A 22483-nucleotide genomic window follows, 5' to 3' on the forward strand; every position below is an offset into this window, starting at 1 on the left:
CGTCATGCGCTGGGTGTGTATTCTGTTCCCGCAATTGGCCCTCGACGCGGTGCTGCGTCAGCGTGCCGATCCCGCTGAGCCGTTGGTGCTGCTCAGTGGCCCGGCCCAGCGCCGGGTGCTGCAAGCGGTCAATCCGGCGGCGCGTCAACTCGGCCTGCGCGCCGGTCAGTCGATGACCGCGGCGCAAGCCCTGAGCAAAGGCTTTGCCACCGCCGATTACGACCTCGCCGAGGTCGAGCGCTGGCAGCAGTTTCTCGCCGCGTGGGCTTACCGGTTCAGCGCGCAGGTCAGCGTGCATTACCCGCGCACCGTGGTGTTCGAGATCGAGTCGAGCCTGGGTCTGTTCGGCTCCTGGGCGCAGTTCGAAGCGCGGCTGCGCAAGGAACTAACTGAACTGGGTTTCCGCCATCGCATCGTCGCCGCGCCCAATCCGGTGGCGGCGCGGGTGCTGGCCAACGCCTACGACGGCCTCGTCGTACCGGACGGCGAAGCCCTGCAGCATCACCTCGGGCAGTTGCCTGTCGACCGCGTCGGGCTGGAACCGCAGGTCGCCACCGCGCTGACGCGTATGGGCCTGCGCAACCTGAACCAACTGCAGAGCCTGCCGCGTCAGGCCCTGGCCCGGCGCTTCGAAGCGTCGATGCTCAAGCATCTCGACACCTTGTTCGGTGCACGGCCGCTGGCCTTGGCGTTCTATCTGCCGCCGGATCGTTTCGATGTGCGCATCGAACTGAATTTCGACGTGCAATCCCATCAGGCGCTGCTGTTCCCGTTACGCCGCTTGACCGCGGACCTGTCGGCGTTCCTCTGCGGGCGTGACAGCGGCGTGCAGCGTTTCGACCTGCATCTGGAACACGCCGGGCTGCCGGACACGCTGATCAAGGTCGGCCTGCTCAGCGCCGAGCGCGATCCGGCGATGCTTTTCGAACTGGCCCGTGGACGACTGGAGCAAGTCCTGGTCGAGGCCCCGGTGCGCGGCTTCCGTCTGCGTGCCGAAGATCTGCCGAGTTTTGTGCCGCAGTGTCAGGAACTGTTCGATGACCGTCCGCAACAGACCTTGCCCTGGGAGCAATTGCGCGAACGCCTGCGCGCGCGGCTCGGCGATGAGGCGGTGCAGGGCCTGCGCTTTCAGGCCGACCACCGACCGGAATGTGCGTGGCAGAACGGCGTCGACAAGCAGCGTTGCAGCGGTTTGCCGAGCGTGCAGCGTCCGGGTTGGCTGCTCGGCGAGCCGCAAAGCGTGCCGGAAGGTTCGGCGCGGATCCTCATGGGCCCCGAGCGCATCGAATCCGGCTGGTGGGACGGTGACGATGTGCGCCGTGATTACTACCTGATTCAGAACCGTGCCGGTCAGCAGGGCTGGGCCTATCGGGCCGTGGGCGAGGGCGGTCCGTTGTGGCTGCAGGGCTGGTTTGCATGAACGACGGCTATGCCGAGCTGCACTGCCTGTCGAACTTCAGTTTCCAGCGCGGCGCCTCCAGTGCCCTTGAGCTGTTCCAGCGGGCGAAAAAGCACGGCTATCAGGCGCTGGCGATCACCGATGAGTGCACGCTGGCCGGGATCGTTCGCGCCTGGCAAGCGGCGAAATCGGTTGAACTGCCGCTGATCATCGGCAGCGAAATCCGCATCGACAACGGCCCGAAACTGGTACTGCTGGTGGAGAACCTTGCCGGCTATCAGGCCTTGTGCGGCTTGATCACTCAGGCCCGACGGCGTACGCAGAAGGGCCAGTACCAAGTGCTGCGCGAGGACTTCAGCGAGCCGTTGCCGGGTTTGCTCACGCTGTGGGTGCCGGACAGCGTCGATGACGTGGAGGAGGGGCGCTGGCTGAAGCAGACCTTCGGCCAGCGCCTGTATCTGGCGGTGCAGCTGCATCGCGGGCAGGACGACCAGCGTCGGTTGGCGGCACTGCTTAACCTGGCGGATCAGCTGCAGATTCTCGCCGTGGCCAGCGGCGATGTGCACATGCACGCCCGTGGCCGGCGCGCCTTGCAGGACACCATGACCGCGATCCGCCATCACGTCCCGGTGGCCGAAGCCGGGTTGCGCCTGCACCCCAACGGCGAGCGGCACCTGCGCAGCCTCGACGTGTTGCGCGAGCTGTATCCGCAAGCGTTGCTCGACACCTCGGTGCAACTGGCGCGGCGCTGCACTTTCGAGCTGAGCGAGTTGCGCTATGAGTATCCGAAGGAGCTGGTGCCGCAGGGGCACACCGGCAGTTCCTGGTTGCGGCAGTTGACCGAAAAAGGCATTGCCTGGCGCTGGCCAAAAGGGCCGCAGGCCAAAGTGCTCAAGCAAATCGACGATGAGCTGAAACTGATCGCCGAGCTCGGCTACGAAAGCTACTTCCTCACCGTGCACGACGTAGTAAGTTTCGCCCGCAAGCAAAAAATCCTCTGTCAGGGCCGCGGTTCGGCGGCCAATTCGGCGGTGTGTTTTGCCTTGGGTATCACCGAGATCGACCCGGATCGCACCACGCTGCTGTTCGAGCGTTTCATGTCGAAAGAGCGCAACGAGCCGCCGGACATCGACGTCGACTTCGAGCACGAACGCCGTGAAGAAGTCCTGCAATACGTGTTCCGCCGTTATGGCCGGCGGCGTGCGGCGCTGACGGCGGTGGTCAGCACCTACCACGCCGCCGGGGCGGTGCGTGATGTGGCCAAGGCCCTTGGGCTGCCGCCGGATCAGATCAATGCACTGGCCGATTGCTGCGGCCACTGGAGCGACGAAACACCGCCACTGGCACGTTTGCTCGAAGGCGGGTTCGACCCCGACAGCCCGGTGCTGCGTCGGGTGCTGAGCCTGACCGGGCAACTGATCGGTTTTCCCCGGCACCTGTCGCAGCACCCCGGCGGTTTTGTGATTTCCGAGCAGCCGCTGGATACGCTGGTGCCGGTGGAAAACGCCGCCATGGCCGAGCGCACGATCATTCAGTGGGACAAGGACGATCTCGACGCGGTCGGGCTGCTCAAGGTCGACATCCTCGCCCTCGGCATGCTCAGTGCCATCCGCCGTTGCTTCGATCTGCTGCGTCGTCATCGCCATCTCGATCTGAGCCTGGCGACGATTCCAGACAAAGACAAACCGACCTACGAGATGATCAGCCGCGCCGACACCATCGGCGTGTTTCAGATCGAGTCGCGGGCGCAGATGTCGATGCTGCCGCGGCTGAAACCGGCGAAGTTCTACGATCTGGTGATTGAAGTGGCGATCGTCCGCCCAGGGCCGATTCAGGGCGGGATGGTCCATCCGTACCTGCGCCGGCGTAACAAGGAAGAACCGGAAACCTATCCCTCGCCGGAACTTGAAGTGGTGCTCAAACGCACCCTCGGCGTGCCGTTGTTTCAGGAACAGGTGATGCAGATCGCCATCGTCGCCGCTGACTACAGTCCCGGCGAGGCCGATCAGTTGCGTCGCTCGATGGCCGCGTGGAAACGCCATGGAGGCTTGGAGCCGCACAAGGAACGCCTCGCCGCCGGCATGAAGAAAAACGGCTACACCGAGGAATTCGCCGCGCAGATCTTCGAGCAGATCAAGGGTTTTGGCAGCTATGGTTTTCCCGAGTCCCACGCCGCCAGTTTCGCCTTGCTGACTTACGCCAGTTGCTGGCTCAAGTGCCACGAGCCAGCAGCGTTCGCCTGTGCGCTGATCAACAGCTGGCCGATGGGTTTCTACAGTCCGGATCAGATTCTGCAGGACGCGCGCCGCCATCAATTGCAGATCCGTCCGGTGGACGTGCGCGCCAGCGACTGGGATTGCAGCCTGGAGCCGATCAGCGGCGCGCAGCCGGCGATCCGCATGGGCCTGCGGATGATCAAGGGCTTTCGCGAGGATGACGCCCGGCGCATCGAAGCGGCGCGGGCGCGCGGGGCGTTTGCCGATGTCGCCGATCTGGGCGAGCGGGCCGCGCTCGACAGTCGCGCCCAGGCGCTGTTGGCTGACTCCGGCGCGTTGCGCGGCATGGCCGGGCATCGGCATCGCGCACGCTGGGAAGTGGCCGGGGTGCAGAAACAACTGGGCCTGTTTGCCGGGTTGCCGAGCCGGGAAGAGGCCAATGTGCTGCTGCCCAAACCGAGTGTCGGTGAAGACCTGCAGGCCGATTACGCGACCATCGGCACCACGCTGGGGCCGCATCCGTTGGCGCTGCTGCGTGGCGAACTGAAGGCGCGGCGTTGCCGCAGTTCGCAGGAGTTGCTGGACGTCGAGCACGGGCGGCCGGTGAGCATCGCCGGGCTGGTCACCGGGCGTCAGCGACCGGGCACTGCCAGCGGCGTGACTTTCGTCACCCTCGAAGACGAGTTCGGCAACGTCAACGTGGTGGTCTGGCGCGATCTGGCCGAGCGCCAGCGTCAGGTGCTGGTCGGCTCGCAATTGCTCAGGGTCGATGGCCGCTGGGAGCGCGAGGGCGAAGTGCGGCATTTGATCGCCGGACGGCTGAGCGACCTGAGTCCGCTGCTGGATGGCATTCGCGTGCAGAGCCGCGATTTTCACTAAACCCAGAACACCACAAATCCCCCCTGTGGGAGCGGGCTTGCTCGCGAAGACGGTGTGTCAGTCAGCACAAATGTCTCTGACAGAACGCCTTCGCGAGCAAGCCCGCTCCCACAGGGGATTTGTGTGCGTCCAGACAAGCCAATTCATTGGCGTCAAAAATATCTGTCGCCAATGATGGCACTTTGTCATAATGCCGCCCCTTTTCCGCTCCCCACCGCCTTGCCGTGCCGGGACACACCGTTTTTTTCAGAAGGAATGCACAGTGAGAATGATCTCCCGGATGTTGGTCTCAGGCGTTGCGATTGCCGTGCTCGGCACTATCGCCGGCTCCCTTGCCGGCTGCGCCACCGAAAGCTCTCGCGCACTGCCGGTGGCCAAGGTCGAGAGCGCCACGCAAGTCTGGACCGGTGCTCGCGTACCGATGGCGGTGGGCAAGTTCGATAACCGCTCCAGCTACATGCGCGGGATCTTCTCCGATGGTGTTGATCGTCTCGGTGGCCAGGCCAAGACCATCCTGATCACTCACTTGCAGCAGACCAACCGTTTCTCGGTACTGGATCGCGACAATATGGGCGAGATCCAGCAGGAAGCGGCGATCAAGGGCCAGGCCCAGCGCCTCAAGGGCGCCGACTACGTGGTCACCGGTGACGTCACCGAGTTCGGCCGCAAGGAAACCGGCGACCACCAGCTGTTCGGTATTCTCGGCCGTGGCAAGACCCAGGTCGCCTACGCCAAGGTCAACCTGAACATCGTCAACATCAGCACCTCCGAAGTGGTGTATTCGACTCAGGGCGCCGGTGAATACGCCTTGTCCAACCGCGAAATCATCGGCTTCGGCGGCACCGCCGCGTACGACTCCACCCTCAACGGCAAAGTCCTCGATCTGGCCATGCGCGAGGCGATCAATCGTCTGGTTGATGGCATGAACGCCGGTGCCTGGAAACCGGGTAACTGATCGCTATTCATTGCAAGGAGCAACACCCATGAATCTGACTTTGTCGCGGTCGCTGCTGGCCCTGACGCTGGCCGCCAGCGCCTTGCTGGCCGGTTGCAGCAGCCCGAAAACCCTGTACCAGTGGGAAGACTACCAACCGCAGGTTTACGAATACTTCAAAGGCGAAGAGCCAAAAGAAGCCCAGGCCGAAGTGCTGGAGCGCGACCTGCAGAAGATCCGTTCCACCGGCAAGGCCGTACCGCCGGGTTACCACGCGCACCTGGGCCTGCTGTACCTGAGCATGGGCAAGGACGATCAGATGGTGCAGCAGTTCCGCACCGAGAAAGCGCTGTTCCCCGAGTCCGGCCCGTACATGGATTTTCTGCTTAAAAACGCCAAGACCGGAGACGCCAAATGATCTCGCGTACCCTTAAACTGCTGGCCGCCGGATTGGCCCTGACCGTACTCGGTGGCTGCGTCGCACCGAAAACCGTCGACTATTCGGCGTACAAGCAGGCGCGCCCGAAGACCATTCTGGTGCTGCCACCGCTGAACACCTCGCCGGACGTCAAGGCTTCCTACAGCTTGCTGTCGCAGGTAACGTTCCCATTGGCCGAAGCCGGTTACTACGTGTTGCCGATCACTCTGGTGGATGAAACTTTCCGCCAGAACGGCCTGACCACGCCGGATGACATTCATCAGGCACCGGCCAACAAGCTGAAGGAAATCTTCGGCGCCGACGCTGCGCTTTACATCACCGTGACCGAGTACGGCACGCGCTACATGGTCATCAGCAGCGAAACCGCCGTGACCGCCACCGCCAGACTGGTGGATCTGAAATCCGGCACCACGCTGTGGACCGGTTCGGCACGGGCGTCGAGCGAAGAGGGCGGCAACAACAGTGGTGGCGGCCTGGTCGGCATGCTGATCACCGCCGCGGTAAAGCAGGTGATCAACAGTTCGACCGACGCCGGATACCCGATTGCCGGGGTGGCGAGCAATCGCCTGTTGTCGGCCGGTCAGCGCGCAGGCCTGCTGTATGGCCCGCGTTCGCCGAAGTACGGTACTGACTGACAATTACCGGCACGCCTGAAATCTCCTGTGGGAGCGGGCTTGCTCGCGAAAGCGGTGTGTCAGCCACTTATTTGCCAACTGACACACCGCTTTCGCGAGCAAGCCCGCTCCCACAAGGGGAAGGCATTTCTCAGCCGATTTATTTGGCGTCGGCCAAAACCGCTCGCCAACGCCCGGTGCTTCCGTCCACGCTTGCAATGAGCGGGTCGGCAAATCGAAATCATCCCGCCGACCAATCGTATCCAGATCCTGCATCTCGACGCCGAAGGCGATATCCTGCGCCACACTTATCTGTGCAACGGCGCATAACGCTGGAACACCGTGTTCGCCCGAGGCTAAAGGAGTGTTCGAATGACCGAGAAGAAACAGGAAACCACGGTCGACCGCGTCTACCAAGGGATTTACCAGGCGATCAGCAAGCGTTCGCTGCGTCCGGGGATGAAGCTGGGCGAAGCGTCGCTGGCCGAACTGTTCAATGTCAGCCGCACGTCGGTACGCGCCGCGCTCAAGCAACTGGAAGCCGAGGGGCTGGTCACCACCGAACCCAATAAAGGTGCATCGGTGTCGCTGCCGAGCAACGAAGAGATCCGCTCGCTGTTCGAAACCCGTCGGCTGATCGAGATCGGTATGGTCACCGAACTCTGTCGGCGCAAGGACACCGCCGCCATGCAGGTCTTGCGCGAGCACCTGCTACTGGAAGACGCAGCCCACGCGGCGGGCGATCACGAGCAACTGATTTACCTGCTCGGCGAGTTCCACCTCAAACTGGCGCGCAGCCTCAATAACCCGGTGCTGCTCGACTGGTTCCAGAAGCTGATTTCCCGCGCCTCGCTGTACGTCGCCGCGCTGGATGACGACAGCCATGAAGCCTGCCGCGACAACGAACATTTGCGCCTGATCGAATACATTGAAGCGGGTGACCAGAGCGCCGCCATCGAACTGACCTGCACGCATTTGAACGGCATCGAGAAGGCGATTCTCGACGTCGCGGCGAAGATGAAAACTGGCTACCATCCGCTCAAGCACCTGATCGGGGTTTAAAGTCGAATCGGGTGTGAAATCGGCTATAACCTAATGAAACCATTACGGCCGGTGACGCTCGAAACAGACGGGCGTCGCGGCGTTCTGCCGTCGCGATGTATCGGGCAAACACCACAGGACACCGAGTCAATCGATGCAGTTTTTATCCGATAGCCACGGTTGTGAGGGCTGGAAAGGCGAGATGGCCGGGCGCATTTGTGCGTTCGACTGGAGTCAGACCGAACTCGGCCCGCTGGACGCCTGGCCCGCCAGTCTGTGCAGCGCCGTGCAGTTGATGCTGGCGTCCCCCTTGCCGATGGTGATGCTCTGGGGCCGCGCCGGCTACATGATCTACAACGACGCCTACTCGCAGTTTGCCGGTGGCCGCCACCCGTATCTGCTGGGGGTGCCGGTGGAACTGGGCTGGCCGGAAGTCGCCGAATTCAATCGGCATGTGGTCAATACCTGTCTGGCGGGTGGCACCTTGTCGTTTCGCAACAAGGAACTGGTGCTGTTGCGTGATGGCGTGCCCGAAGACGTCTGGATGGATCTGTATTACAGCCCGGTGGCGAACGATGACGGTGTGCCGGCCGGGGTGATGGCGATGGTGGTCGAGACCACCGACTTAGTGCGCTCCGAACGCCTGCGTCAGGCCGCTGAAGATGCCTATCGGGCCGACAACGAGCGGGTGCGTCTGGCGCTGAATGCCGGGGCTTTGCTCGGCTCGTTTGTCTGGGATGTGAAGAACAATGTGTTGTCGGCGGACGAGCGTTTCGCCCGCACGTTTTCGTATCCACCGGATCAGGACCTGAGCAATCTGCCGCAGTCCCACTGCGAAGCGCGGATCCACGCAGATGATCTGGCGTGGGTGAACGATCGGGTCAGCCATTCGCTGCAGACCGGTGAGCCCTACAACGCCGAGTACCGGGTACAGCGCCCGGACGGCAGTTATCTGTGGGTGCTGGCCAGCGGCGCCTGCGAGTTCGACGAACACGGTTCGCCGTTTCGTTTCCCCGGGGTGTTGATCGACATTCACGAGCGCAAGAACGCCGAAGAGTCCCTGCTCAAATTCACCCGCAATCTGGAACAGCGTGTGGCCGATGAAGTCGGGGCGCGGCTGGCGGCCGAGGAGCAATTGCGTCAGTCGCAGAAGCTCGAAGCCATCGGCGGACTGACCGGCGGCGTGGCCCACGACTTCAACAACCTGCTGCAGGTGATCGCCGGCAATCTGCACCTGCTGGCGCGGCATGAGCCGGACAATGCCAACGTGCAACGGCGGGTCAGCGCGTCGCTGGCCGCGGTCGAGCGTGGGGCCAAGCTGTCGTCGCAATTGCTCGCCTTCGCCCGGCGTCAGCCGTTGTCACCGGCGGTCTGCGATCCACGGCAGATCTTCGATGGTGTCGGCGAACTGCTGCAACGCGCCCTCGGTGAGACCATTCAAATCGACGTGCAATTGCCGCATGAGCCGTGGCACATCAACGTCGACCGCAATCAACTGGAAAACGCCATTCTCAACCTGGCGATCAACGCCCGGGACGCGATGAAGGGCGAAGGCACCATTGTCCTCAGCGCCGTCAATACTCGGCTGGACAGCAGCTTTTGCACCGGCAAAGGCATCGTTGCCGGCGATTTCGTGCGGGTGATGGTCAGCGATACCGGCGTCGGCATTGCACCGCAAATGCTCGAGCAAGTGTTCGAGCCGTTCTTCACCACCAAGGCCGATGGTCAGGGCACCGGGCTCGGTTTGAGCATGGTGTTCGGCTTCGTCAAACAGAGTGGCGGCCACGTCGAGATCGAAAGCACCGTGGGCGAAGGCACTCGGGTGCAATTGTACTTTCCGCGCAGCCTGCGCCCGATCCTCGAAGAGTCACCGAGCCTCGGCAAGCAGCAGGGCGGTGGCCACGAAACCATTCTGGTGGTCGAGGATAACGACGCGGTGCGCGCCTCGGCCGTGGAGTTGCTGCGCGAAGAGGGTTACCGCGTGCTGACCGCCGGCAATGGCGACGTGGCGATGCAGATGCTGCTGGACGGCGCGAAGGTGGATCTGATTTTCACCGACGTGGTGATGCCGGGGCTGATCAAAAGTTCTGATCTGGCCGCGTGGGCCAAGGTGCAGAGGCCAGCAGTGGCGGTGCTGTTCACCTCCGGCCACACCCGCGACATCATCTCGCGCAACCACCAGTTGAGCCCGGACACGCACTTGCTGGGCAAACCGTATGGCCCGCAGGCGTTGTTGCAGATGATTCGTTCGGTGCTCAGTGCCTGACTGGCTAATTCCCCTGTGGCGAGGGAGCTTGCTCCCGCTCGGCTGCGAAGCAGTCGTAAACCCGGGAACCGCGGTTTACCTGCCGGGTTGATTCGTCTGGATTTGGGGCCGCTTCGCAGCCCAGCGGGAGCAAGCTCCCTCGCCACAGGTTTTGGGTTCGACTTACATTTTCCGATCAAGGCCCGCCAATGACTTCCAAGCGTAATTCCAAGGCACCCACCGGCATGGTCCGGGTGCGTGGCGCCCGGGAACATAATCTGAAAAACGTCGACGTCGATATCCCCCGTGATGCGCTGGTGGTGTTCACCGGTGTATCCGGTTCGGGCAAGTCGTCGTTGGCCTTTTCGACCTTGTACGCTGAAGCGCAGCGGCGCTATTTCGAGTCGGTGGCGCCGTATGCGCGGCGGCTGATCGACCAGGTCGGGGTGCCGGATGTCGATTCCATCGAAGGCCTGCCGCCGGCCGTGGCCCTGCAACAGCAGCGTGGCACGCCGAGCACGCGTTCGTCGGTGGGCAGCGTGACCACGCTGTCGAGCCTGATCCGCATGCTCTATTCCCGCGCCGGCAGTTATCCGCCGGGGCAACCGATGCTCTACGCCGAGGATTTCTCACCGAACACGCCACAGGGGGCGTGCCCCGAGTGTCATGGCCTTGGGCGAGTCTATGAGGTGACCGAGGCGCTGATGGTGCCCGATCCGAACCTGACCATCCGCCAACGCGCCGTGGCCTCCTGGCCGCTGGCCTGGCAAGGGCAGAACCTGCGCGACATCCTCGTGACCATGGGCATCGACGTCGATATCCCCTGGAAGAAGCTGCCGAAAAAGCAGCGTGACTGGATTCTGTTCACCGAAGAAACCCCGACCGTGCCGGTGTACGCCGGGCTGACCCCGGAGGAAACCCGGGTCGCCCTCAAGCGCAAGATGGAGCCGAGTTATCAGGGCACCTTCACCGGCGCCCGCCGCTACATCCTGCACACCTTTGCCCATTCGCAAAGTGCGCTGATGAAGAAGCGTGTTTCGCAGTTCATGCTCGGCAGCCCGTGCCCGTTGTGCGACGGCAAGCGCCTCAAGCGTGAAGCGTTGTCGGTGACCTTTGCCGGTTACGACATCGGTGAACTGTCGCAGATGCCGTTGCTGCAAGTGGCCGAAGTACTGCGGCCAGTCGCAGCTGCAACGTATCTGCAGCAGTCCGAGGAAAGCGGCGAAACCCTCAGTCATGCGCAAACCCGTGAGGCCCGCCAGCAGCGTGTCGCTCATGGTGCCAGCGGCCATGCAAGTGCGCCGGACGTGCGCCACACACCGAACCTGTCGCTGGAAAAACGCCTGGCGGCGCAACGGATTGCCGAGGACTTGCTGGAACGGGTCAGCACCCTGACCGATCTGGGTCTCGGTTATCTGGCGCTGGAGCGCAGCACGCCGACGTTGTCGTCCGGCGAGCTGCAGCGTCTGCGTCTGGCGACGCAATTGGGTTCGCAGTTGTTCGGCGTGATCTATGTGCTCGACGAGCCGTCCGCCGGTCTGCATCCGGCCGATGGCGAGGCGCTGTTCGAAGCCTTGCAGCGCTTGAAGGCCGACGGCAATACGCTGTTTGTGGTCGAGCATGACCTGGAAACCATGCGCCGCGCCGACTGGCTGATCGACGTCGGCCCGGCAGCGGGCGAGAAGGGTGGGCGGGTGCTGTACAGCGGCCCGCCGGCCGGGCTGGCCGAGGTTGCAGCGTCGCAGACCCGCGCCTATCTGTTCGCGGAAAGCCAGCGGCAGGTCCGCACTGTGCGCAAGCCGACCGGGTGGCTGAAACTCGATGGCATCAGCCGCAATAACCTGCACAACCTCAGCGCTGAATTTCCCTTGGGCTGCTTCACCTCGGTGACCGGGGTTTCCGGTTCGGGCAAGTCGAGCCTGGTCAGTCAGGCGTTGCTGGAGCTGGTCGGCGCGCAACTCGGGCGGCCAGTGGTGGAGGGCGAGCTGGAAGAACTCAGCCTCGAAGACGATGCGCCACAGGCCAGCAGCGGTCAGGTGACAGCGGGGCTGGAGACGATCAAGCGCCTGGTGCAGGTCGATCAAAAACCCATCGGCCGCACGCCGCGCTCCAACCTGGCGACCTACACCGGGCTGTTCGACAACGTGCGCAAGCTGTTCGCCGCCACGCCCGAGGCACGGGCGGCGGGCTATGACGCCGGGCAGTTTTCCTTCAACGTCGCCAAGGGCCGCTGCCCGACTTGCGAGGGGGAAGGGTTTGTCAGTGTCGAGTTGCTGTTCATGCCCAGCGTGTATGCGCCGTGCCCGACCTGTCATGGCGCGCGCTACAACCCGCAGACGTTGGCGATTGATTGGCAAGGCCTGAGCATCGCGCAGGTGTTACAACTGACCGTGGATGAGGCGGTCGAGGTGTTTGCCGAGCAACCGGGGATTCGTCGTTCGCTGGAGGTGCTGAGGGATATTGGCCTCGGATATCTGCGTCTGGGCCAACCGGCCACCGAGTTGTCGGGGGGTGAAGCGCAGCGGATCAAACTGGCCACCGAGTTGCAGCGCAATCAGCGTGGCGCGACCTTGTATGTGCTGGATGAGCCGACCACCGGGCTGCATCCGCGTGACGTCGATCGGTTGTTGGAGCAACTGGATACGCTGGTCACGGCAGGACACACGGTGATCGTGGTCGAGCATGAAATGCGCGTGGTCGCACAGAGTGACTGGGTGATCGACATCGGCCCGGGGGCCGGGGATCAGGGCGGCAGGATTGTTGTGGCTGGCACGCCGCAGAAAGTCGCAGCGAACAAGAAGAGCCGCACGGCGCCGTTTCTGGCGCGGGCCTTGAGCCGATAGCCAAGGTGTTCCGACCGGCCCCATCGCCAGCAGGTTCTGCGGTGTGCACAAGGCTGGTGATCAACACAGATCCAGTGTGGGAGCGAGCCTGCTCGCGAAATCGGTGTGTCAGGCAATAGAGAGGCTGGATGTACCGATGCCTTCGCGAGCAGGCTCGCTCCCACAGGATTTTGTGGTGTGCACAAAATCTGCGGATGACTCCCGTCCTGTGGGAGCCAGCCTGCTGGCGATGGCGGTATGTCAGGCACCATCAAGCGTGCGACGAACCTTGTCCAGCAGTTCGCTGATCTGGAAGGGTTTGACCAGCATATCCATGCCGCTGCCGAGGAACACCTGACGATTGATCGCGGTTTCGGCATAACCGGTCATGAACAGGATCGGCAAGCCGTCACGCCAGCCCCGCGCCACGTCCGCCAGCTCGCGGCCACTCATGCGCGGCAGGCCAACGTCGCTTAGCAGCAGGTTGATCGTCGGGTCATTCTGCAAACGCTCCAGTGCGGTTTCGATATCCGCTGCCTGGGTACAGCGATAGCCCGCATCCTCCAATACTTCAGTGACGAACATCCGCACCGACGGCATGTCCTCGACAATCAGCACATGCTCGCCAGAGCCCTGCGGATCGACCACCACCGGCGCCACATCGACCCCGGTCGGATCAGTGGTAGCCGGCAGCATGATCGTCACTTCTGTACCGCGCCTTGCCACGCTGCGAATGTGTGCATCGCCACCGGACTGGCGAGCGAAACCGTAGATGGTCGACAGCCCCAACCCGGTGCCCTGACCCAGCGGCTTGGTGGTGAAGAACGGGTCGAACACCTTGTCGATCACACTGTGCTCGATGCCGGTGCCGTCGTCGCGTACCGACAACGCAACATACGCGCCATCGGCCATGTTCGGATCGCCATGGGAGTACGCGGCATAGGTGTTGACCCAGATATTGCCGCCCTTGGGCAGCGCATCCCGGGCGTTGATCACCAGATTCAGCACCGCGCTTTCCAGTTGCACCGGATCGACCAGGGCGATCGCCGGTTTGTTGGTCAGCTCAAGTTTGAGGGTGATGCGTTCGCCGATGGTGCGCATCAGCAATTCTTCCAGTGAGCGCACCTGCTCGTTGATGTCTACCGGTCGCGTATCCAGCGGCTGTTGGCGGGCGAAAGCCAGCAGGCGATGGGTGAGGGACGCCGCGCTCATCGCCGAATTGAGTGCCGCTTCGGCGTAGAACTGCACCTTGTCCGGCCTCGCGTCGGCTGTGCGTTTCTGAATCAGCTCAAGGCTGGTGATGATCCCGGTCAGCAGGTTGTTGAAGTCGTGGGCGATGCCGCCGGTGAGTTTGCCCAGCGCGTCCATTTTCTGCACTTGCAGCAGTTGTGATTCGGCGCGCACGCGCTCGGCGACTTCCTTGGCCAGTTGCGTGGTGGTGTCATCCAGTTGCGCCAGATGCGAGCGCTCGCGACGGCGGTGTTCAGTGACGTCCTCGACAAACACCAGGCTCAACTGCGGCGTGCGGTACGGCGAAATCTGCCACTCGGTTTCGCGGATCTCGCCCTGCACGCGCATGTTCAACGTGCCTTTCCAGCGCTCGCCATCGACCAGCCGCAGGCGCAGCTCATTGAGGATCGCGCCCTGGTCTTCGTCGAAGCATTCGCTCAGGGTTTCGGGGTTGCGATTGTCCTGAATCATCTGCGTGAAGGCGTGGTTGCACTCATGCACCTTCAAGTTGGCATCGAGTACGGCAATTGGCGCCGAGACGTTGACGAAAATCTCGCGGAAACGTGCCTCGCTTTCACGCAGCGCGTTTTCCGTGTCGCGCACCCGCAGCAGGGTGCGCAGGGTCGCCAGCAAGACGTCCGGGTCCACCGGGTGAATCAGGTACGCATCGGCACCGGCGTTCAGACCGGTGATGATGTCGCCGGTCTGGATCGACGCGGCAGACACGTGGATCACCGGCAGCAACGCAGTGCGTGCATCGGCGCGCAGGATACGCACGATGTCGAAGCCGCTCATGTCCGGCAGGTTGACGTCGAGGATCAGTGCATCAAGTACCTCGCTTGCGATCAGCGCCAGGCCCTCGCTGCCGGTGCCGGCCTCCAGCACTTCGTAGCCATGGCGCTCCAGGCGCCGGCGCAAGGCGTAGCGGGTGGCGACGTTGTCGTCGACGATCAACAGACGGATGTCACGTTTCATCGACGTTCTCCAAGGCGAGCGCCAGTGGAATGATCACGAAAAAGGTCGAGCCGACCCCCGGTGTACTGTCCATCCCGACCTCGCCGCCGAGCAGCGCCGCGAAGCGCTTGCACAGCGACAAGCCGAGGCCGGTACCACGCAGGCGTTTCTGCAATGGCGAGTCGACCTGCGAGAAGTCCTCGAACAATGCACCATGCAGCTCCGGCGCGATACCGATACCGGTGTCGCTGACGGCAAAACGTACTTTGTCCGAGCCTTCCAGGCGCGCCGAGACTCGCACTTCGCCACGGGTGGTGAACTTCAACGAGTTGGAAATGAAATTGCGCAGAATCTGCGCGAGTTTCTTGTCGTCGGTGTACAGGCGCGGCAGGCCGACCGGTTCTTCGAAGATCAGGTCCACCGCCGAGGCATCGACGATCGGCCGGAACATCCCGCGCAGGGCGGAAAACAGGTCGAACATGTCGAACCACGCCGGTGAAATGGTGATTCGCCCGGCTTCGATCTTCGCCAGATCGAGCAAGTCATCGACCATGTCGCTGAGTTCACGGGCGGCGCTGCTGACGAATGCTACCTGCTTGTGCTGCTCGGGGCTGAGCGGGCCGTCGAGTTCGTCGGCCAGCAAACTGTTGATGCTCAGGATCGAGCCCAGCGGGGTGCGGAACTCATGGCTCATGTACGACAGGAAACGGCTTTTCAGGTCCGAGGCCTGCTTCAGCTCTTCCGCCTGGGTATCGAGTTCGGCGTAGAGCGCCAGCACGCCCTGATTGGTTTCGTCGAGTTCTTCGCGCAGGGCGGCTGTCTCGCTCTGCAACTGGGCGATCAGCGCAGCCTGCTCGGCGGGGTTCAGGGTTGGCGACTCAGCCATGGGCGGCCTCCAGGGCAACGACCAGCACCGTTACATCGTCGCGCCCGCGACAGAAGTCGCGGTGCAGGACGCTGGCTATCACGGCGGGATGGCGGTGCACCAGGCCGGGGTAGTCTTGAAGATTCCAACGGGACTGCAAGCCGTCGCTGTACATGATCAATAGATGTCCGTTCACGTGAGCATAGTCAAAAGGCTGGGCTTTCCGGTATTGGCCGCCGACGATGCCCGGATGCGAGGCCAGCCCCCGCGACTTGTCGGCGGTGATCAGGCTGGCGCCGATGTTGCCCACGCCAGTAAAGGTCAGGCCGTCGCGGGCGGCATTGAACTGGGCGAACGCGGCGGCGCCGCCACGGCTGCCGATCATGTCGCGGTGCATGTCCTCCATCAGCAGCACCGGGCTGGCGAACGGGGTCGCGGCGAACACCCGCTCGCCGGCCTTGGCCGCGCGCTCGGCATCCTCACCATGGCCGAGGCCATCGATGATCAGCGAACTGACGTTGGCGCCGTTGTACGCCAGGTGCCAGGTGTCGCCGCACGCCGGGTCGTTGTGCAACGAGTGCTGGCTGACGCCGTAGCGCAGGTCTGGTTGACGGTCGCCGCGCGGGTATAAACGCGCCAGTAGCACCGCGCCACGGGCGTCGGCGTGGACGTCGAAGACTTCGGTCTGCCGCGCCACGGCACCCAGTCCAATGCCCTGAGTGCCGCCGGTGGAAAAGCCATCGGTGAGGCAGGCGTCGAGGTCAAAGCCCTGAGCACGATCCACCGCGAGCATCTCGATGCCGTACCCGTTGGGGCGCGGCAGCAGTCGCAGGTGAACTTCGCCGCGGCTGGCGTGCTTGAGCACATTGCTCGCCAGTTCGGTGGCAACCAGCGCCACCCGCCCGGCATCGGTTGCATCAAAGCCATGTTGCTCGGCCAGCCGTTGCGCGGTGCGCCGGGCATGGCCGATCTGGCTGCTGTCTTCGATCAGCAGCACCTGGGTCAACGACCCTGCAATATTCATGTCCATCGGGTGATCGTTATTCGCGTGCCCTTGCCGGGCTCGGTGTCCAATTCGAACTCCTCGACCAGGCGTTTTGCCCCGGTCAGGCCCAGGCCCATGCCGCTGCCGGAGGTCCAGCCGTCGGTCATCGCCAGTTTGATATCGGCAATACCGGGGCCTTCGTCGCGGAACGTCAAGCGCAGACCGACCTTGTGATCTTCATCGAGAATCTGCCAGTCCATGTCGCCGCCGCCACCGTAAACCATGGTGTTGCGGGCCAGTTCGCTGACCGCCGTGACCATTTTGGTCAGGTCGATCAGGCGCATCCCGCATTCGGTGGCCAGTTTGCGGGCGGTCTGGCGTGCGAGCACGACATCCTGCTCGATATGGATGGGTTGAGTACCGCTGCTGCGTACGGTCATTGCCGGTTTACTCGTTCCTGCAGCAGTTTCATCCCGCGCTCGACGTTCAGTGCGGTGCTGACACCCGGTAAGGTCAGGCCGAGCTCGACCAGGGTGATCGCCACCGCCGGCTGCATGCCGACCAGCATGGTTTCGGCGTCCATGATTTTCGACAGGGCGGAAATCGTGCTGATCATCCGGCCAATGAACGAGTCGACCATGTCCAGCGCCGAGATGTCGATCAGCACGCCACGCGCCGAGGTGTTGCTGATGCGCTCGGACAAGTCGTCCTGCAACGTGAGGGCGAGCTGGTCATGCATGTCGACCTGAATGGTGACCAGCAGGAACTTGCCCATTTGGAGAATCGGGATACGTTCCATCGGCTCAGACCGCTTGGCCGAGGCTGATGCCCAGGCGGGTGAGGGCGAGTTTCAGTGCGTCGGCCAGGTTCGCCTTGGTCACCACACCTTGCAGGTCGAGGCCGAGGTGGACGATGGTCTGGGCGATTTGCGGACGTACGCCGCTGATGATGCAGTCGGCGCCCATCAGACGAATCGCGGTCACGGTTTTCAGCAGGTGCTGGGCGACCAGCGTGTCGACGGTCGGCACACCGGTGATGTCGATGATGGCGATTTCCGAACCGGTGTCGACAATGCGTTGCAGGAGCGATTCCATCACCACCTGGGTACGTTGCGAATCGAGGGTGCCGATCATTGGCAGCGCCAGCACGCCGTCCCACAGCTTGACCACCGGAGTGGACAGCTCCAGCAGTTCTTCCTGCTGACGCTTGATCACCGCCTCGCGGGATTTCTGGAAGGTGCGGATGGTGTGCAAGCCGAAGGCGTCGAACAACTCGGAAATTTCCCAGAGTTGTTCGGCCAGCAGCGCGGGTTGTTCGCGGTAGTGACTTTGCAGCAGGGAGAACAGCGGGCCTTTGAGGGCGAAGATGAAACTGGCGGTCTGTTGCGAATCCTGACCGAGCAGGGCACGGCTATGGGAGAGCTTTTCGAGGAACTGGCGGGTGGACTCCCAGCCCGGCGCATTGATGTTGGTGCCATTGTCGTCCTGCAGGCCGTTGATCACCAGTTGCAGGAATTCGCTGGTCTGCTGTTGCAGGTCGTGTTCTTTGAGGTTGCGGTTGGCGCCGCTGGCTTCCAGTCCGTTGATCCATTCGCCCAGCAGTTGTGGTTGTTTGTTCTTCATCGCATCGAGTGTGCTGTTCTGCAGTGCTGCCATGTGCCTGTTGCTCCGTAGCGTATTGGGGCCGGTTCTGTAAAAAATGACCGGTGCGAAGTCAGTGACCTTTGCCGTTCGAAATAGTTGTTCGAGTCCGGAAGGATATTTTTGATCTGAGGCATGGAACGCAACGGTATTCTAGTTAGCGAGTTGGCAACCAGCGATGTTTTGAACGTTGGCGCTACCCAGGCTTCGAATCTTCAAGGCCGGCCGGTTTCAGTCGCGCCGGTAGTGAAAAACGAGGTAGCCATGAACGAGCAAACCAAGCAACAACAGAACCAGGGTTCAGAACCGATCAATCGCAACGACCCGGCCATCGACCCGCAAGTGCCGGGACAAAGCCCGCCAACGCAACCCACGGGTAGTACCGAGCAGGCGCAGAGCGCCGATCCGGCGGTGGATCAGAAGAACAAACACACCGATAACGACAACGAGTTCAGCCCGGGGTTTGAACCTGAGCCTGATCGTCCGAAGCCCGGTGAAGAAACCGATGCCGACATCGACACCGACGGCGGTTAAATCGCTCTGAAACGACAAAAGGCCGCATTCAATGAATGCGGCCTTTTTAGTGTGCAGCGCCCGGTCTATTTGCTCGGGTGTTTGGCCTGCAACTCTTTGGCGGCGGTCAGGTGTTTTTCCAATGCCGGGAGCATTTTCTGCGCAAAGGCCTTCAGCTCGGGGGCGCCTTTGACTTTGTCGTCGGTCACGGTGTTGGCCTCTTTCTTGAACAGCTCGATGGTTTCTTCGTGGGCCTTGACCTGATTGTTGGCGTAGGCCGCATCGAACGATTCATCGCGCATGTCGAGGATCTTTTCCTTGGCCTGCTTGACCAGAGTGGTGGTGTCCGGAACCTTGATGTCATGGGCCTGGGCAATGCTGGCCAGCTCATCGTTGGCCTTGCTGTGGTCAGTGATCATCATGTTGGCGAAGGCCTTGATGTCGGCCGACTGGCTTTTTTCCAGGGCGAGACGGCTGGTTTCGATCTCGGAAATGCCACCGGCTGCGGCGTTGTCGACAAAGCTGTTCGAGGTGGCGGCGAAGGCACTGCCCATGCCGGTGCTCAGGGCGACAGCCAAAACGAGATGACGCAGGTTGAATCCGTCCATTGATGTTTCTCCACACAGGTTTTTGTTGACGTTATGCAATGGAGGGAGTGGAGCGGGAAAAGGTTTGATCGCGTTTCCGACAGGGCGACGAACGGCCACCGCTGGTCTGACAGGAGGTCGACAGAACGGCCCGACCAAGGCCATTCTGATAACTGCCAGCGCAATCGGTCGCGTTGGCTGCCGATCAACTGACGGAGGTGTTCCATGCCGGTGACTCATGACCTGTATCAGGATTTGAAGCTAACGAAGGAAGAGGTCCAGCAAAAACGCACCGAGGATCCGTTTCTGGATGCGCTGATCAACAAGTACTCCCAGGCGGACGCCGAAGTAGTCAAGGCCGAGACGGCGACCTCGGATGCACCCAGCGATGACACACTGAAAAAGCTCAAAGAGAAACGCTTGCAGGTCAAAGACAAGATCGTCGCGCAGTTACAGGCTCGATCCTGACCGTCAGTCGCTTCACCGATCCGCGATGGTGAAATGACTGAACGCAGCTCCCGACCGGCACCTCGAATGTACAGAGTCTTCACTTACCGACTCATTGCGAGGTGCCCCATGAACACACCCAGATTCCCCAGTGAAGAGCAGGGCGGCTTCGACCCGGTGCCCACGCATCCCGAACCGAACAGCCCGGCACACACCACCACCCACCCCGAAGAGCCGGATGAGGATCTGCCTGAAGACGAAGATCCGGACAAATTCGACAGGTCGGGCAACTGATAGACCGCTATCGCGAGCAGGCTCACTCCTACAACTGGAATGTAATCCCCCTGTGGGAGCGGGCTTGCTCGCGAAGAGGCCTGCACAGGCGAAATCATTGTTGCCTGACACACCGCCTTCGCGAGCAGGCTCGCTCCCACATTGGCCCGGACTCACTTCAATGCATCCGCCAGTGGCAATCGCGCCATGTGCGAGGCCTTCAGCGACCCCAGATACAGCCAGTCCCCATATTCCCGCGCCGTGGTGATCGGCGAGTAATTACCGCTGCTGGCGTCCTGCAGATTGGCGATCACCTTGCCCTCAAGATCCAGCCCCAGGACAAACCCGCGCTTCTCCACCGGTTTGGGCAATACCGTCAGCGCGCGCACGATCATCTTGCGCACGAACGGATGCCGGGCGGTGCCATCGAGCAAGGCACTGCGCGGCGCGTAGAGCGCGACCCAGAAGCGGTTGCTGCCGTTGAATGCGAGGTTGTCCGGCAGACCGGGCAGGTTGTCGATGAACAGGTCGTGGGTCCCGGCTTTGGGCCCCGTCAGCCAGTAGCGGCTGATGCGGTAGGCGCCGGTTTCGTTGACCAGCACATAGGCGTCATCCGGGCCGAGGGTCACGCCGTTGGCAAACTCCAGTTTGTCGAGGAGTACGCTGGTCTTGCCGGTCTGAAAGTCATAACGCAGCAAACGGCCGTCGCCAGCGTGTTCGATGATTGCTTCGCTGTCATGGCCATAGCCCCAGCGGCTGCTGGCGTCGCTGAAATAGGCGTAGTGCCCGGACTTGTCGATCGCCACATCGTCGGTAAAACCGAAGGGCAAGCCATTGGCCTCGGTGGTCAGAGGAATCAACCGACCCTGGGCGTCGAGCGACAGCAGACCTTTGACCGCGTCGGCGATCACCAGCAAACCATTGGGATGTCGCGCCAGACCCAGCGGCCGGCCGCCGGTGTCGGTCAGCACCTTGCGCTCCTTGCCATCGAGGCTGGTGCGGATCAGTCGCCCGTCATGCAGGCCGGTGATCAGGAAGTCGCCCTCCAGCAGCAGTGCTTCGGGGCCGTCGATATCACCCGGGCCAACCTGTTCAGCGTCCTTGAGCCGCTGGTTTTCCGCGTACGGCCCTTCGCTCAGAGACGGCGCCGCTGGCGGCTTCCACGCCACCGGCTGCACCTTGGTCGGCATCAGCAGCAGAAACGCGATGACGAGGATCACCAGCACTGACAGCAGGCGCTTCATGAACGGTGCCCCGTCAGCGCCAAGTGTCTGAGCGCCATACTGCGCAGGGCCTGCATCGAGGTCGCCGATTCACGTTCGATGCGGCGCTTGAGCAACAAGCGATTGGCAAGGCGCATGCCCAGGCCATCGAATTGGTAATCCAGGGTGCGCATGAACCGCGTGCCATCGGCTTCTGCCGCGCATTCGTAGGTCAGCAGCAGCGATAAACCGTGATCGCCGCGCGCTTTTGCGCACCAGCGTCGACCGGGCAGGTACTCGGTGACTTCCCAGCGCAAATGGCCGGCGCGCCCACCGGCATGAATGTCTTCTTCGAAACGCGCACCGGCATGCAGCGGGCCTTGCGGGCCGTCGATTTTCAGCGACGACGGGTGCCACTCTGGCCAGTGGCTGACGCTGGCGGCGTAGCGGAGCACGGCAATCGGCTCGCCGGCGATGTCGATCTGGTGCTGCATGCGGGTCATGGGCGATCTCGAATAGCGCAACGGGGCGGGTTGCGGCTCCCAGTACAGGGTGCCGAACAGGTAATCCATCAGCGGGAAAACGATATTGAAATTGCGTTCCTGCATGCGCTCGCGACGGTGATGCAACTCATGCAGATGACGCATCTGACGGATCCACGGCAGGCGGGTCAGCAGGTTGTGCGCTGGCAAATGCTCGCAGGCGTGAAACACCTCGTAGGCCAGATAGCCCAGCACCATGCAGCCGCCGAACAGCCCGGCGACATTGGTGTTGAGCTGCGCAAGCAGCCACCACAACGGCAGGGTAATGACTAGCGTATGCACCACGATCAGCCAGGCCGGAAACAGAATCACCCGCCAGTCGCGAGCGCCGTCATAGGTCATGTGGCCGGGGGTGAAAAAGCTGTGATGATCGCCGGCGTGCCGGGCGTAGAACAGCTTGGCGAAAGTCTTTTTGTGATGGCCGAGATGGCGATGAACCATGTACACGCCGAAGTTGAAGAACAGCAGGGTCAGCGGCACGCTCAGCCATTCCAGCGGCTGTACCTGATGCGCGCTGCTCCAGAATGCGCCGATCGCCAGCACGCCGAACAGCAGCACGAAGGCGCCGTGCAGCCACGGGTTGTACAACGGATGAATGGCCGCACGGTAGCGGCTGCGGAATGCCTCGGTGGTCTGCCTCACTGCGTTCACCTGTG

Annotated in this window: 20 protein-coding genes and 1 pseudogene; 11 read left to right on the forward strand and 10 right to left on the reverse strand. The window is 62.5% G+C overall.

The features are described from left to right. Positions 1-4: 4 nt before the first annotated feature. The 5 genes from JFU48_RS20200 (at position 5) to JFU48_RS20220 (ending at position 6502) form a co-directional block, all read left to right on the forward strand. Positions 5-1420: a Y-family DNA polymerase gene (locus JFU48_RS20200; protein WP_201137435.1), complete on the forward strand. Its 1416-nt coding sequence runs from the start codon at positions 5-7 to the stop codon at positions 1418-1420. Next, positions 1417-4494 (forward strand): error-prone DNA polymerase, encoded by a 3078-nt coding sequence (locus tag JFU48_RS20205; protein WP_201137436.1) that lies wholly within the window; start codon positions 1417-1419, stop codon positions 4492-4494. The genes JFU48_RS20200 and JFU48_RS20205 overlap by 4 nt, the downstream gene beginning before the upstream one ends. A gap of 268 nt (positions 4495-4762) precedes the next feature. Beyond that, the gene (locus tag JFU48_RS20210) at positions 4763-5449 is read left to right on the forward strand and encodes a CsgG/HfaB family protein (protein ID WP_167734216.1); all 687 of its coding nucleotides are present in this window, start codon (positions 4763-4765) and stop codon (positions 5447-5449) included. 28 nt (positions 5450-5477) lie between these two features. Further along, entirely contained in the window at positions 5478-5846 is a 369-nt protein-coding gene (locus JFU48_RS20215; RefSeq protein ID WP_003225593.1) for a DUF4810 domain-containing protein, read from the forward strand. Continuing rightward, complete coding sequence (locus tag JFU48_RS20220; protein ID WP_003225580.1) at positions 5843-6502, forward strand: DUF799 domain-containing protein; 660 nt, start codon at positions 5843-5845, stop codon at positions 6500-6502. The genes JFU48_RS20215 and JFU48_RS20220 overlap by 4 nt, the downstream gene beginning before the upstream one ends. Before the next feature lie 150 nt (positions 6503-6652). Here the strand turns inward: JFU48_RS20220 and JFU48_RS30020 are convergent. Continuing rightward, positions 6653-6763 (reverse strand): annotated as a pseudogene (locus JFU48_RS30020) (flavin reductase family protein); the annotation flags it as partial. Positions 6764-6853: 90 nt separating this feature from the next. On the opposite strand from JFU48_RS30020, the gene JFU48_RS20225 reads away from it, so the two are divergent. The 3 genes from JFU48_RS20225 to JFU48_RS20235 all read left to right on the forward strand — a co-directional run bounded on the left by JFU48_RS20225 (position 6854) and on the right by JFU48_RS20235 (position 12610). Then, positions 6854-7543 (forward strand): GntR family transcriptional regulator, encoded by a 690-nt coding sequence (locus JFU48_RS20225; RefSeq protein ID WP_201137437.1) that lies wholly within the window; start codon positions 6854-6856, stop codon positions 7541-7543. Positions 7544-7676: 133 nt separating this feature from the next. After that, on the forward strand, positions 7677-9788 hold the full coding sequence (locus JFU48_RS20230; protein WP_201137438.1) for a hybrid sensor histidine kinase/response regulator: 2112 nt from the start codon (positions 7677-7679) through the stop codon (positions 9786-9788). 188 nt (positions 9789-9976) lie between these two features. Continuing rightward, positions 9977-12610: an excinuclease ABC subunit UvrA gene (locus JFU48_RS20235; RefSeq protein WP_201137439.1), complete on the forward strand. Its 2634-nt coding sequence runs from the start codon at positions 9977-9979 to the stop codon at positions 12608-12610. A gap of 240 nt (positions 12611-12850) precedes the next feature. On the opposite strand, the gene JFU48_RS20240 is transcribed toward JFU48_RS20235, so the two are convergent. From JFU48_RS20240 to JFU48_RS20265, 6 genes are read right to left on the reverse strand one after another with little or no spacing between them, the layout of a single operon-like run. Then, on the reverse strand, positions 12851-14794 hold the full coding sequence (locus JFU48_RS20240; protein ID WP_201137440.1) for a response regulator: 1944 nt from the start codon (positions 14792-14794) through the stop codon (positions 12851-12853). After that, entirely contained in the window at positions 14784-15659 is an 876-nt protein-coding gene (locus JFU48_RS20245) for a sensor histidine kinase (RefSeq protein ID WP_003225574.1), read from the reverse strand. Before JFU48_RS20245 ends, JFU48_RS20240 begins: the two co-directional genes overlap by 11 nt. Next, positions 15652-16662, reverse strand: a complete 1011-nt coding sequence (locus JFU48_RS20250; RefSeq protein ID WP_201138503.1) for an ATP-binding protein — start codon at positions 16660-16662, stop codon at positions 15652-15654. Before JFU48_RS20250 ends, JFU48_RS20245 begins: the two co-directional genes overlap by 8 nt. Next, the gene (locus tag JFU48_RS20255) at positions 16659-17063 is read right to left on the reverse strand and encodes an anti-sigma regulatory factor (protein ID WP_003225570.1); all 405 of its coding nucleotides are present in this window, start codon (positions 17061-17063) and stop codon (positions 16659-16661) included. Before JFU48_RS20255 ends, JFU48_RS20250 begins: the two co-directional genes overlap by 4 nt. Beyond that, positions 17060-17422 carry an STAS domain-containing protein gene (locus JFU48_RS20260; RefSeq protein WP_003225568.1) on the reverse strand — a complete coding sequence of 121 codons (363 nt, stop codon included), beginning with the start codon at positions 17420-17422 and terminating at the stop codon, positions 17060-17062. Before JFU48_RS20260 ends, JFU48_RS20255 begins: the two co-directional genes overlap by 4 nt. A gap of 4 nt (positions 17423-17426) precedes the next feature. Continuing rightward, positions 17427-18278 (reverse strand): STAS domain-containing protein, encoded by an 852-nt coding sequence (locus tag JFU48_RS20265; protein WP_201137441.1) that lies wholly within the window; start codon positions 18276-18278, stop codon positions 17427-17429. A 249-nt stretch (positions 18279-18527) separates the two neighbouring features. On the opposite strand from JFU48_RS20265, the gene JFU48_RS20270 reads away from it, so the two are divergent. Beyond that, entirely contained in the window at positions 18528-18797 is a 270-nt protein-coding gene (locus JFU48_RS20270; protein WP_201137442.1) for a hypothetical protein, read from the forward strand. A gap of 65 nt (positions 18798-18862) precedes the next feature. Here the strand turns inward: JFU48_RS20270 and JFU48_RS20275 are convergent, their stop codons facing one another. Continuing rightward, entirely contained in the window at positions 18863-19384 is a 522-nt protein-coding gene (locus JFU48_RS20275) for a DUF4142 domain-containing protein (RefSeq protein ID WP_201137443.1), read from the reverse strand. A gap of 204 nt (positions 19385-19588) precedes the next feature. Here JFU48_RS20275 and JFU48_RS20280 point away from each other — a divergent pair, with 204 nt between their 5' ends. Further along, positions 19589-19831: a DUF465 domain-containing protein gene (locus JFU48_RS20280; RefSeq protein WP_027613686.1), complete on the forward strand. Its 243-nt coding sequence runs from the start codon at positions 19589-19591 to the stop codon at positions 19829-19831. 108 nt (positions 19832-19939) lie between these two features. Continuing rightward, the gene (locus JFU48_RS20285) at positions 19940-20104 is read left to right on the forward strand and encodes a hypothetical protein (protein ID WP_003225559.1); all 165 of its coding nucleotides are present in this window, start codon (positions 19940-19942) and stop codon (positions 20102-20104) included. A gap of 152 nt (positions 20105-20256) precedes the next feature. Here JFU48_RS20285 and JFU48_RS20290 read toward each other — a convergent pair whose 3' ends face one another. Both JFU48_RS20290 and JFU48_RS20295 read right to left on the reverse strand, forming a co-directional pair. Then, a complete protein-coding gene (locus JFU48_RS20290; protein ID WP_201137444.1) occupies positions 20257-21327 on the reverse strand; it encodes an SMP-30/gluconolactonase/LRE family protein in 1071 nt (356 codons plus the stop codon). Next, complete coding sequence (locus tag JFU48_RS20295) at positions 21324-22469, reverse strand: SRPBCC family protein (RefSeq protein WP_201137445.1); 1146 nt, start codon at positions 22467-22469, stop codon at positions 21324-21326. Before JFU48_RS20295 ends, JFU48_RS20290 begins: the two co-directional genes overlap by 4 nt. Positions 22470-22483: the final 14 nt, after the last annotated feature.

This window comes from Pseudomonas sp. TH49 (assembly GCF_016650625.1).
GTDB lineage: Bacteria > Pseudomonadota > Gammaproteobacteria > Pseudomonadales > Pseudomonadaceae > Aquipseudomonas > Aquipseudomonas fluorescens_H.